This window comes from Candidatus Bathyarchaeota archaeon (genome assembly GCA_026014735.1).
Taxonomy (GTDB): domain Archaea; phylum Thermoproteota; class Bathyarchaeia; order Bathyarchaeales; family Bathycorpusculaceae; genus Bathycorpusculum.
Window position 1 is genome coordinate 1,055,201 of the sequence record JAOZHT010000001.1, and the last position, 12,667, is coordinate 1,067,867.

Below are 12,667 nucleotides of genomic sequence, written 5' to 3' on the forward strand. Positions count from 1 at the left end.
CTTCCGAATTTTTTGGGTGCACGCTGCACCTGTTAACCTATAATTGCCTTCAAAGTTTTCTGCTGTTGAAACAAATCTCGCCAGTTCTTAATGATCAATAAAGGAAGGTTACCCCCTATTCTCGGGGTTTAGTTCTCGCCGGACTTGGCTGTTGCAGTTGCCGTCTTGGTGAAGAATTTACGCACCACCAGCTTACGTATTTCCTCGGCGAAGACCACAGCCAACGGCAGCAAGAGCAGATAGAGCCAATCCATCAAGTTCAGTCCCGTAGTGCCGAATACACCCTGCAGCAGCGGCACGTAGACTAACACGGCTAGTATGGAGAGTTGCGCGATTATGCCCCATATTATCCATTTATTCTTGGCGAGGCTGGCCCTGAAGATGGATTGCTTGCTGGTTCGGCACGCTAAAACGTTCCCTGCCTGCGCAACAACTATGCCCGCAAACGTCATGGTGACACCATGTATGTAGAGGGGGTCGTTTGCTGCCAGCGGCATACCAAACTGCCAGCCGCCCATCATCCATGTGCTCAAGCAGCCATAGAGGGCTCCTACGGCGATGATGGAACCGATGTAGAGCGAACGCGCGAAAACTTTGCCTGTGAAGAGTCGTTCTTTGACGCTTCTTGGCGGCTCCTCCATGATGCCTGCTTCAGGCGGCTCACGGCTCAACGCTAAGCTGGGGATGACGTCTATGGCGAGGTCAATGACGAGGATTTGCACCACCAGTAACGGTAGCGGAATCGCGAAAACGCTTGTAGATAAAACTGCGAATATAACGTATGGGATGAGCTCTGCCATGTTATGGGAGAAGACGTAAACGATGAATTTGCGGATGTTCTCGTAGATGGCTCTGCCTGACTCGACGGCTTTAACGATGGATGCAAAACTGTCATTGAGCAGAACAATATCTGCGGCTTCCCGAGCAACATCAGTGCCTGACGCGCCCATGGCGACGCCTATGTCGGCTTCCTTAAGCGAAGGAGCATCGTTGGCACCGTCACCGGTTACCGCTACAATTTCGGCGCTTTTCTTAAGTAGCTTGACAATGCGAAGTTTCTGCTCGGGCGAAACCCGGGCGAAAATCACGTTTCCCTTTTTAACCTCGTCAGCTATGGCTTGGTCGTTCAATTCTTCCAAGTTGACGCCTGTGATTACTTTGCATTCGCCTTTCTGGACGATACCTACTTCCTGGGCGATGACCTCCGCTGTGGGACCATAGTCGCCTGTGATGATAACCGTTTTTATGCCTGCCCGCTTTGCCTTAAGCACGGCATCCTTGACTTCTATTCTAGGCGGGTCACGCATCGCGGCTATTCCAACAAAGACCAGTTCTTTCTCGACGTCTACACCTTTATGGTAGGCTTCTTTGGGCATGCGTTTGTAAGCCATGGCGATGACCCGCAAGCCCTCTGCTGCGAACTCGTTGATTTTGGCTTCTATCTCATCTATGGTTTCCTGCGTCATTACCTCTTCTTTTCCATCTACCAAAACCCGATTGCTCAGTTCCAGCAGGACTCTTGGTGCGCCCTTTGTGAAAACCAACACGTCACCGTTGAGGGCATGAATGGTGCTCATGCGTTTCCGCTCGAAACTAAACGGCCAAATGTCAACCGTGGGCTTTTCGTTGGTGAGTTCGTCGATGTTTTGCCCATACTTTAAGGCGGCAACAAGCAAGGCGCCGTCAGTTGGGTCGCCGATGACGCTCCAGTTATGATTTCGGTCAGTGGGGGCGCAGACTTTTGAGCTGTTGCAGAGAGCGGCAATTTCAAGGAGTTTATCTAGAGATTTAGTTTCACCGGCCTGCAGCGGTTCCCCGTTTATAGTGAAGTCGCCTACTGGCATGTAGCCTAGGCCTGAAACTTCGATAACTCGGTTTTTAACCCAGAGTTTGTTAACGGTCATTTCGCCTTTGGTTATGGTGCCGGTTTTGTCGGTGCAGATCACAGTGACGCTGCCCAATGTCTGCACTGCCGAGAGGCGTTTGACCAGCACATTCTGTTTAACCATCTTGAGCACGTTAATGGCTAAGGCGCTGGAAACGGTGACCTGTAAGCCCTCGGGGACGCAGGCAACCATGACGCCGATCATGAAAAGGAAACTGGTTCCTGGAGGCACCTTTAGGAACAGATAGCTTGCAATGAAGAACGCGATGCCCACGATGACTGCGACGATGAAGTCGAATTTTGCCATCGATGCGATTTCTTTCTGTAAGGGGCTGTCTTCTTGCTGTATGGTTTGGGTTAAGCTTGCGATTCTGCCGAATTGTGTCGCCATCCCCGTTGCGTAGGCGACTGCTTTGCCCTGTCCCTTCGCGACGCTGGTGCTCATGAAGACTAGGTTGGGCGCGTAGAGGTAGGCTTTCTCGACGGTTTTGACCGTTTCGGGCGATCGAGGCTGAGGCTCGGATTCACCTGTTAGGGGTACATTGTTTGTCCACAGGTCAAAGGCTTCGATTAAGCGTGCATCGGCTGGTACGCGGTCGCCTTCTTCAAGCTGAATGATGTCACCGGGCACAATTTCTCTGACTGAAATCTTTTTGAGTTCACCATCCCGCATAACCTTGGCGTACTCAGGCATCCAGCTTTTGAGTGTCTCCATTGCTTTTTCAGCGCGTGACTCTTGGAACATGCTGATGATTATGTTAACGAAAACCACGGCTAAAATGATGACGCCCAACGAGGGGCTGTCACTTAGGAAAGACAGGATCGCAGCGAATATCAGCAGAATACCGAAGAGGTCGCGGAGGTGCTTGATAAATTTGGTGAGATAGGGAAGCTGGCGGCGCTCGGTGAGTTTGTTGTAGCCGTACTTTTTGAGGCGCAGTCTAGCTTCTTGGCTGCTTAAACCTTCAGGCGACGTTTTTAGGTCGTCGAAAACTCCCTCAATCGGCATAGATGCAGCTTTTTCCAAGTATATAACCGCCGAAACCTAGAAGACCACTGAGTTATCGTTAACTCGAGTGGGGAAATGGACGAATGAAGCGGTGGAGTTATGGACCAACGCATACTGATTTTGTCGTGAAACCGTTTGATGCCGCATTTGTATCCTCAGCATTTAGATATAGTGCTGTTATTGCAGGTTGTTTTTGCCTTATTGATTAATGTGGCATTTAAACTAATCGGAACCGACGCCTCTTTTAGCCGCGAAAACGCCTGCTTCAAGACCGAATTGTTTGCAATCGCTATATTGTGCACTAGATTCTCCCCTTTATTTTGCTTCCGTTTTTTTGTTTAAATGAAAATTGAGACCATTTATCCGTTTTTGCGAAGCAGACTTCACTAACTTGCAAAGTCCAGCCAACCGCTTCCACGGCTAGACACCCGCAAAGCGTCAGGGCAATTCTGGATACTGCACAGACACCGATATGAGATTTACGTATATGTTCCATCTCCCGTTGTTTCGGAGATTAATGCCATAAAGTTAATAGGCTACAAACTAGATTTCCATGTAGTCTTACCAATTTCATGAGAGACAAAATAATGCTTAAAATAACTAATAGACAAGCATTTCAAAGTAAAATTTCATGTAAAACGGAGAATGCATAGTTATGGCGCGATATAGACAAACAGACGAAATCGTAAAACTGATGAATAATCCCACGATCATCCGCAACACCAGCATCATCGCCCACGTGGACCACGGCAAAACTACCTTATCTGACAGCCTCCTTGCCCACGCAGGCATCATTAGCACCCAGACCGCTGGGCAGAAGCTTTTCTTGGACAGCTGGGATCTTGAGCAGAAGAGGCAAATGACCGTTTTCGCCTCAAACGTCAGCCTCGTCCACACCTACAACAACCAAGATTACCTCATTAACCTCATCGACACCCCCGGACACATCGACTTCTCAGGCGCGGTCACCCGCAGCCTCAGGGCAGTCGACGGCGCGCTCGTCGTCGTGGACGCGGTGGAGGGACCCATGACCCAGACCGAAACTGTGCTGATGCAGGCGCTACGTGAACGCGTTAAACCCCTCTTATTCATTAACAAAGTTGACCGCTTAATCAAAGAAATCAAGCTTACCCCCCAGGAAATCCAGAAGAAATTCGCAAAGATTCTTCTCCGAGTCAACACCCTAATCGAGAAGTATGCCCCTCCAGAGCACAAGAAGGACTGGCAAGTCAGAATCGAGGACAGCCGCGTTGCCTTCGGCTCAGCCCTACACAAATGGGGACTTAACCTTGACCACATGAAAATTAAGAAGGTCAGCTTCCAAGACATCATCGACGCCTACAGCGGCGACCCAACTGACGTCGGCCGAAAAGTCGATGAACTCAGCAAAAAAGCGCCCCTGCCCGAGCCTATCCTTGACATGTTCTGCCAGCATCTTCCTAACCCGCTGATAGCTCAACCTTACAGGCAGCCTCAGATTTGGCCAGGCGACCCAGAAAGCGCAGTCGGCGTCGGCATGGCAAAAGTTGACCCCAACGCCCCTCTGCTCATGTGCATCTCCACCATCGAAGTGGATCCTCACAGCGGCACCGTTGCCATCGGCAGAATCTTTAGCGGCGCAATCACCAAAGGCAAAGAAGTCCAGTTGGTCAGCGCCGGACAGAAAGGCACTATTCAGCAGGTATTCATGAGTATGGCAACTGACCGCGTTTTCATCGACCGTGTTCCAGCAGGCAACATCGGCGCCATCTCAGGGCTACCAGCTTTGCACGTGGGCGAAACCGTCGGTGAAGCAGGCGTAGAAATCCACAGCTTTGAAGGCTTACAATATGTTTCTGACCCCGTCGTCACCGTAGCTGTTGAACCAGAGGATGTCAAAGACCTACCGCTCTTCGACAAAGTCATGCATAAACTCACAACCGAAGACCCCAACCTGCACTTTACCATGAACAAGGAATCAGGTGAATTCCTCCTCTCAGGCATGGGCGAACTCCACCTTGAAATCACCGCTTACCGCATGCAAGAAGCAGGCCTTAAAGTCAAACTCAGCAAACCCATCGTTATCTTCAGAGAAACCATCAGCCACGATTACAAGGGCCCAGCTATCATGGGTAAAAGCCCCAACAAACACAACAAGCTCTGGATAACCATCGAGAAACTATCTGACGAAATCATTGAAGCCATCAAATCCGAGAAAATCACTGATATGCAAAGCAGAGATGAACGCACCAAGACTCTGCGTGCGCTCGGCTGGGACGCAGACGAAGCAAAGGGCGCTGTGGCTGTTGAGGAAAACAACATCCTTGTCAACCGCATCAAAGGACGCCAGTACGTGGAAGAAATCCTCGACCACATAAAAACTGGGTTCCGCGAAGCAGTCCACACCAGTCCACTGGCGAAAGAGCCTGCGTATGGTCTGAAAATCAACTTGGAAGATATCACCCTCCACGAGGACCCAGTCCACCGCGGCCCCGCACAAGCCATCCCCATGACTTGGAGACCCATCTACTGCGCCATACTCCTATCTGACCCCAAGCTGCTTGAACCCATCATGAGTTTTGAATGCAAAGTCCCCAGCGAATTCGTCAGCAGCGTCATCACCTTGCTTAACAAACGCCGCGGCAAAATCATCGATATGCCCAGTGAAGAAGACATGATCACCGTTAAAGCAGAAATGCCGGTGTCTGAAAGCTTCGGTATCGCCGATGAATTGCGCAGCAGCACACAGGGACGCGCCTTCTGGGCTACCCAGTTTAGCAGGTGGGCATACGTTCCAGAGCAGATGCAAGCCGACACCGTTAAGAAGATCCGCGAACGCAGAGGCCTATCGCCGATTCCGCCAAAGCCAGAAGAATATTTCGAGAACGAGTAAACCTACTCTTCTCCCCACTAGTTTTCTCTTTTAAATTTAACTTTCTGCATTCTCTACGTTTCGGCACTCAACCTTTGTCTCTGAACGCGGCTGCGCACCGGGGGTGCTGTCGCTCTCCCGTGCAAACCGTGTTTCACCTACATTGTAGGCGCCCATGGATTCTGCGCCCTTATAACTGGCGTGTGCCTTGTCGATGTCATCTTGGAGACGCCGCAGTTCCACATCGGTTTCCTCATGGATTTTTTTTGCTGACCATCCATCCTCGACCCTGCCCTCCACGCGCTCGGCGACTTCCTCTGCGACCCGCGGGGGAAGCCCTGCAGCTTTGAGGCTTTCTTGAACTTCGTTGCGGTCAAACTCCTGTTTTTTTCCGCTTTCATCGTAAACCTTAACCAAAAAATGCACCTCCAAAAGAAGACTTGTTTTCAATCAACAGTGGCTTTGTTTAGACTTAAAGCTGTGTGATTGCTCATGTACAGCTACGCATGGTGTGTTTGCGTTTGGGATAAGCTTTAATTTGGCTGAGCATCTAGTTTGATTGATTGTTATGATTGTAGGTGTATCGGGCAGCCCAAGGCATCAGGCCACCGAGCATGTTCTTGAGGAGGCGCTGTCGATGCTTAGGGAACGGGGCTACCAAACCCAGCTTTGGACGGTACGCGGGAAATGGATGGAGTTCTGTCAACACTGTGATTTCTGCTTAACCAACAAAGTCTGCACCTACCAAGATGACCTCGAGGAACTCTACGAGCTCCTCGCGAAAGCTAACGGCATAATCCTGGCGACTCCCGTCTACAACGGCGGCGTCTCAGCTCAGCTTAAAACAGTTATGGACCGAACCCGAGCGTTGGTGGCGGCGGATAAGGATTTCTTTAAAGGCAAAGTCGGCATGGGCTTAACGGTGGGCGGCGACCGCGCTGGCGGCCAGGAGCTGGCGCTTTGGCAAATCCACACCTTCTATGTCATAAACGGCATGATTCCAGTCGGCGGGGGACCCTTCGGCGCGAATTTAGGCGCGAACTTCTGGAGCAAAGACACGCTTGAGGGCGTGAAGGCAGATGAGGAGGGGCTGCGGAGTCTGCGCAAGACGGTGAAGCGCTTCGCTGAGTACTTGGAGCTTTACGGTAAAAAAGAAAAGTAGGGATAACTGTGGCAGAGAAACAAAAAAAACTAAAGGTCGCCTGGGGAATAACGGGCGCCGGCGACAAAATCGCGGAGATAGTTTCAACCATGAAGGAGCTTAAAGCCGCCTCGGAGGGAAAAGTGGACATTGACGTCTACATCTCCAAGGCCGCCGACATCATGCTAAAATTCTATCGCCTCGACGAGGAGCTCAAAGCGAGTTTCCCTAAAGTCATTGTTGAAGTGAATTCTAACGTGCCTTTCCTGGCTGGTATGGTGCAGAGCGGCCGATACGAGTTTCTGCTGATAATGCCTGCTTCCTCTAACACGGTGGCAAAAATCGTTAACAGCATCAGCGATACCCTGCTAACTAACGCCGCGCTTATGGCGCTTAAAGCCTATGTGCCGGTTTGGATTATGCCTGTAGACTACAAAGAAAGCGTTATCTACACCAAGCTGCCCAACGGCAAAGACATGAAGCTGCGAGTGCGCAAGGAAGAGGCGGCTCAAGTGCGCGTTTTGGAGGCAATGGAGGATGTGCACGTGTTTGAGAGCCCCCAGAAACTCGCGGATGCATATGTGGCTTGGTTGAAAACAGTGAAGAGTTGATTGCTTACTGGCATCCGGGTTTGTTGTTGGGTTAAGACAACAAGATTATTTTTTTTCCTTGGCGGCTGTGGTTTTAAGACCTGAAGTTGTAGATTTCGATGCTGTCGAAGTCTTCTTTGATTTGGTAGCTGTATTTTCTGGCGATTTCTTTGACTGCGGCTTTGTCGGTTGAATTCATTGACCCTTTGATGAGTACTCTGTAGTCTGTGGTGTTTTGGTTTTGGGCCTGAAATGTAACGGCTTCGGGTGACATTTCTTTGCATTGGATTAAAAGTTCTTTTAGATATGCCACGGCGTCCTTGCGATTCACGGGCATCCCCAGTATCCTGTCTTGAAGGATAATATATATTCTTTTCACTGACAGGGATAATTAAAAAAGCGAACCCATACTTAAGGGGAGAATCAATAAATTGCATGTTTCATATCAATTCAATCGCTTAGATTTTTTTCGTATTCCCATTTAGCAGAAGGGCTCTTTGATTGCTGCTCCCTGAGAACTTGGTTGCTGTTACATCAAGCTGCAACCACATTTCTTTATATCCCAAAATCGGGTTAGCCTTTATTTGGAATGCAAGGGATAGCCAACGAGTTGGGCGGATCCGGCTGCTGACAAAGGAGAAGGCGTTGCCCACCTGCTAACTTTTTCCGTCACTTCTTAGTCAGCACACGGCTTGGTCTGCCCAGCTGAACTTTTTGCCCCAAACAAACCGTGCACCGCATTAGCTTTGCGCTTTGAAGGTTCTGGCGGGCAGTTGGATAAAGAATCTTGAGCCCTTGCCATTTTGGCTTTCGAACCCTATTTTTCCGCTCTGCGCCTCCACCAGCCGCTTCACCGCCGCTAACCCCAGCCCCTGCCCCTTGGCTTTGGTGGTGAAGAGGGGCTTGAAGAGTTTATCTTTAACTTCATCAGATATCCCTCCTCCAGTGTCCTCCACATCAATCTCGGCAAAGTCGGAATCCGCGTGGGCTCTAATGGTTAATTTGCCGCCGTTGGACATGGCTTGTACCGCATTCATGATAAGGTTTGAGAGGGCGCGTTTGAGCATCTCGAAATTTGCCTCAATGATAAGCGCCTCCTTTTCCACCATGATTTCCACAAAAAGATTCTCGGGGATGGGTACTATGGTCATGACTTCAGAAATCACTTGGTTAACATCTACGTTTTCTTTTTTCACTCCATTAATGGGTTTTGCAAAGTCCTGCAAATCAGCCACAATCTTGTTGATGTAGAAAATGTTCTCTTCAACTGACCGGAGGCTTTCCAGCAGGTTTTTCTTGCTGTCCCCCTCTGGAAGCATAGCGATTTCTTCTCGCTCCAAATAAAGCTCGCCCACGATAGCTTGCAGGGGATTGCGGATATCATGACCCACCATAGCTGCGGTTTGACCGATTGCCGCCAGTCGTTCGCTGTCTTTAAGCCTCTCATCAGCTGCCTTTATCCTTTCTTCAAGATGCTTAGCATAAGTTGCAGTTTCTTCTCTTTTTCTTTGGCGTTCCAGATTTTTCTCGGCTTCCGCCATAAAAATATTGACTAAGTAACCGAAGGCAGCTACTTCATCGGAGTGCTCATAGGTGCCTTTTCTAGATTGGCTGTTTAGGGTTCGGATGATCATCCGCTCGATTTTGTAATGGTTAGCCCCATAAACGTCCCGGAGTGCCTCGTGGACTGTGTCGAAGCGGATGGCGAATTCTTCAAAATTAAAACTATACTTACGTTTAAGGTACTCGTAGAATGTTGTCTTGTCTGCAAACTCAAAGCTCGACAGAGCCGTATCTGTGCATTCAAAGATTATTCTGTTAACCGCAGACACAAATTTTGCCTTATGAAACAATGGTTAATTGTGTGTTTAAGGTTTTCCGAACCATGCGCTATCCTTCTTGCTAAACAAAAAACTGCGAATTTTTTACTTATTCATTGTTTCAAGGGAAAATTTATTGCCCTGCACGCCAATGAAGTATTAGGTGTTTTTATGAATTTGACCGAAATAGTGGAATTGCTCAGAGAAATCGTCGACGGTTCCCCCGGCTTGGAGGGCAACGATTTTCTGATAGCTCCCTCAAAAGTTGCAGGTTCCCCAATTGAAGGCTACGGAATTCACCTGACTGGAAACTTTAATGATGAAACACGAAGGCACCTAAACGACATTGCCTTAACCCGCCAACTCTCCATACGTCAAGAGCCCAAATCGGTCATGATTTACAAAGCCAAGAAAATCGAAAATGCGTCTTCCAAGTAACCCGCAGTCCAGAAGCATTATAGGAATTCTTTTAAGCTCTACCACTCCACTACCATTATATATAAATTCTATTCATGTGGCAAGCGTTAACTTGACGTTAACTGATGGTGGGTTAAATCTGAGCAAGAAAAGCAAAAAAGGAACTGAAATTGCAGAGCCACCCCGAGAAAACATTGATGCTAAGTCGGGAAGTGAGGAATTGGCAAAAGATGAAAAAAGTTTTCCGATAGTTGGCATAGGTGCATCCGCGGGCGGATTAGAGGCTCTTAAAATTGTTCTAGAAAACCTTCCTGACGATACAGGTATGGCTTTTGTTATAATTCAGCATTTAGCCCCTGGGCAAGTAAGCATGCTAACGGAGATTCTTTCGCGGTCAACCCGGATGCCTGTTCATAAAGTAACCCAGGGCATAAAGGTTGAGCCTAACAAAGTCTACGTTATCCCACCTGATAACAGTATGACCATCATAGAGAACACGCTGCAGCTTCATCCCCGCGCCCAAGACCTCAAAGCCATCGACGCCTTCCTTACCTCGCTGGCGGTGGCAAGAAAAACCCAGGCCATAGGCGTCATCCTCTCGGGCACCGGCGCCGACGGCACAGAAGGGCTTAAAGCCATAAAAGCCGAGGGGGGACTTACCTTTGTTCAAGACCCAGAAACTGCTCAGTACCCGGGTATGCCTCAAAGCGCCATAGCTGCCGAAACGGTGTACTTCATTTTGCCCCCTGACCGCATCGCCAAAGAACTCGCCCGCATATCCAAGCATCCCCAAATCATCCGCTCAGAAATCCTCGCCGCCCAGCCCAAGCCCACCAAAGAAGAATACAACAAAGCCATCTTCACCATGCTTAAAACCAACTTCAGCGTGGACTTCACCCACTACAAGGAATCAACAATCAGCCGACGCATTGCCCGCCGCATGGTCATAAACCAAATTGACAACCTTAAAAACTACGTTACGTTCCTAAGGTCGCATCCGCGGGAATTGCAGGCGCTCTTCGACGACATGTTAATTGGCGTAACCAGCTTTTTCCGTGAACCCCAAACCTTCAACATCATGACCGAGAAGATTTTCCCTGAATTCATAAAGACTCGCCAACGCGACATCCCCATACGTATCTGGGTGCCGGGTTGCTCCACGGGCGAAGAAGTCTACTCTATAGCCGTCACGATTCAGGAGTTTTTAGAGGAAAAAAACATCGCTGACCAATCAGTCCAAATATTTGGCACCGACGTTAACGACCGAAACGTAGAGCGCGCGCGGCAAGGGATATACGCTAAAAACATCGAAGCCTATATTTCCGAGCGGCGGCTACGCAAATACTTCACCAAAATCAACGGCAACTACCAAATTACCAAGTTCATCCGTGACATGTGCATCTTCGCTAAGCAAGACGTCACCAAAGATCCTCCTTTCTCTAATCTGGATATGATTTGCTGCCGAAACGTCCTTATCTACTTTGACAGCGCCCTCCAGGAAAGAGTCATCCCCATCCTCCACTACGCCCTCAAACCCAGCGGCTTCCTCGTTTTGGGCGAATCGGAGAGCGTGGGCAAATTCACCGATCTCTTTGGAGCCATGGAAAAGAAAGGCGTGGTCTTCATCAAAAAACGGGCGCCCACGCAGGTGACGTTTGGCTTTGAAGCCTTCCAAACAGCCACGCGCCAGCACCCCACAAGGGAAGCAGAGAAAAGAGACCCGCTTGCGTTTCTCCGTGATGAAATAGATAAAATCGTTATGTCCCGATATGTTCCCGCGATGATGCTGGTTAACCGTAACCTTGACATCCTCATCTTCCGAGGCTACATGGCGCCCTATCTGCTGCCTGAGTCGGGTCAAGCAAGCCTTAACGTAAACAAGATGGTCCGTGAGGAGCTTAAGCTTGAAATCCAAACGGGCATATACCGCAGCAAAAAAGAGGGACGCACCATAACCATCGACTCCATTGATTTCAGAACCAACGGCGACACCAAAACAGTAAGCATCGAAATCATACCTATACACCTCCGAAACTTCGAAGATAGCTTCTATCTGGTCCTATTCAGAGAAGCTCTGGCAAGACAGATTATCCACGCTGATTCCGCTCGCGCTCAAGAGACCGCCAAAGAAAGCATAAGCAAAGACCAGCAACTTACTGAACTCCGCGATGAACTCGACTCCACCAAGCAGTCGCTGCAAACCATCATCGAAGAGCAGGAAGCCACCAACGAGGAACTCCGAGCCGCCATGGAGGAGGTGCAGTCCAGTAACGAAGAGCTGCAGAGTACCAACGAGGAACTGGAAACCGCCAAGGAGGAGCTGCAATCCACCAACGAGGAACTAAAAACATTAAACGACGAGCTCAAGAACCGCAACGCAGACCTTGCCCGCTTAAACGATGACTTAACTAACCTCATCAAGAACATTGATATGCCCATTGTTATGGTGGATAATGGGTTGAGGATTCGCCGTTTTACTCCGCTGGCGCAGGATACGCTGGGGCTTATTCCCACTGATGTGGGGCGACCCATCACTAACATACGCCTAAATGTGCAGGTTAAAGCCATCGAGAAACTCATAACTGAAGTCATCACCAAACTCACCACTATAAAGCTGGAACTGCAGGACAACAACGGCAGATGGTTTGAGCTGCGAGTGCGTCCCTACATAACAGAGGAGAAACGCATCGACGGCGCCGTCATAAGCTTAATCGACATCGACGAAATCAAAAAAGCCCAGACCTGCAAAAAATAACCTGTTTGTTCTGTTGCATCCAAAGACCTATACCCCTCTATTTAGAGAGGCATAGAAGCAGCATCTGCTGCTCCACCACTACCTCCCTCCCCTTATAAAAAGGACAAAAACGGTCGGTTTCTTCAAGCAGTCTAAGCGGCGGTTTTTAGTAGCCCAAAACAACCCAGACAATCCGAAACCAACAATGCCTAATGATGAA

Annotated in this window: 9 protein-coding genes; 5 read left to right on the plus strand and 4 right to left on the minus strand. The window is 49.3% G+C overall.

Annotated elements, in window-relative coordinates:
- Nucleotides 1–128 precede the first annotated feature (128 nt).
- Nucleotides 129–2,912 (minus strand): cation-transporting P-type ATPase, encoded by a 2,784-nt coding sequence (locus NWE93_05450; protein MCW3999664.1) that lies wholly within the window; start codon nt 2,910–2,912, stop codon nt 129–131.
- Nucleotides 2,913–3,549: 637 nt separating this feature from the next.
- On the opposite strand from NWE93_05450, the gene NWE93_05455 reads away from it, so the two are divergent.
- Nucleotides 3,550–5,766, plus strand: a complete 2,217-nt coding sequence (locus NWE93_05455; GenBank protein MCW3999665.1) for an elongation factor EF-2 — start codon at nt 3,550–3,552, stop codon at nt 5,764–5,766.
- A 36-nt stretch (nt 5,767–5,802) separates the two neighbouring features.
- Here the strand turns inward: NWE93_05455 and NWE93_05460 are convergent, their stop codons facing one another.
- Nucleotides 5,803–6,162: a hypothetical protein gene (locus NWE93_05460; GenBank protein MCW3999666.1), complete on the minus strand. Its 360-nt coding sequence runs from the start codon at nt 6,160–6,162 to the stop codon at nt 5,803–5,805.
- 151 nt (nt 6,163–6,313) lie between these two features.
- Here NWE93_05460 and NWE93_05465 point away from each other — a divergent pair, with 151 nt between their 5' ends.
- Nucleotides 6,314–6,907, plus strand: coding sequence for a flavodoxin family protein (locus tag NWE93_05465; protein ID MCW3999667.1), 594 nt, complete (start codon nt 6,314–6,316; stop codon nt 6,905–6,907).
- Nucleotides 6,908–6,915: 8 nt separating this feature from the next.
- Complete coding sequence (gene afpA, locus NWE93_05470; GenBank protein MCW3999668.1) at nt 6,916–7,497, plus strand: archaeoflavoprotein AfpA; 582 nt, start codon at nt 6,916–6,918, stop codon at nt 7,495–7,497.
- 73 nt (nt 7,498–7,570) lie between these two features.
- Here afpA and NWE93_05475 read toward each other — a convergent pair whose 3' ends face one another.
- Nucleotides 7,571–7,807 carry a hypothetical protein gene (locus tag NWE93_05475; GenBank protein MCW3999669.1) on the minus strand — a complete coding sequence of 79 codons (237 nt, stop codon included), beginning with the start codon at nt 7,805–7,807 and terminating at the stop codon, nt 7,571–7,573.
- 409 nt (nt 7,808–8,216) lie between these two features.
- Nucleotides 8,217–9,308 carry an ATP-binding protein gene (locus NWE93_05480; GenBank protein MCW3999670.1) on the minus strand — a complete coding sequence of 364 codons (1,092 nt, stop codon included), beginning with the start codon at nt 9,306–9,308 and terminating at the stop codon, nt 8,217–8,219.
- Between the two features lie 159 nt (nt 9,309–9,467).
- Between NWE93_05480 and NWE93_05485 the strand changes: the two genes are divergently transcribed.
- Together NWE93_05485 and NWE93_05490 are read left to right on the plus strand one after the other, a co-directional pair.
- Complete coding sequence (locus NWE93_05485) at nt 9,468–9,734, plus strand: hypothetical protein (GenBank protein ID MCW3999671.1); 267 nt, start codon at nt 9,468–9,470, stop codon at nt 9,732–9,734.
- Between the two features lie 199 nt (nt 9,735–9,933).
- The gene (locus NWE93_05490) at nt 9,934–12,468 is read left to right on the plus strand and encodes a PAS domain-containing protein (protein ID MCW3999672.1); all 2,535 of its coding nucleotides are present in this window, start codon (nt 9,934–9,936) and stop codon (nt 12,466–12,468) included.
- The last annotated feature ends 199 nt before the right edge of the window (nt 12,469–12,667 follow it).

What these genes read in the sequence shown, in the direction of transcription:
- NWE93_05455 (MCW3999665.1), top strand. Translation starts at nt 3,550, where the DNA reads ATGGCGCGATATAGACAAACAGACGAAATCGTAAAACTGATGAATAAT.
- NWE93_05485 (MCW3999671.1), top strand. Translation starts at nt 9,468, where the DNA reads ATGAATTTGACCGAAATAGTGGAATTGCTCAGAGAAATCGTCGACGGT.
- NWE93_05465 (MCW3999667.1), top strand. Translation starts at nt 6,314, where the DNA reads ATGATTGTAGGTGTATCGGGCAGCCCAAGGCATCAGGCCACCGAGCAT.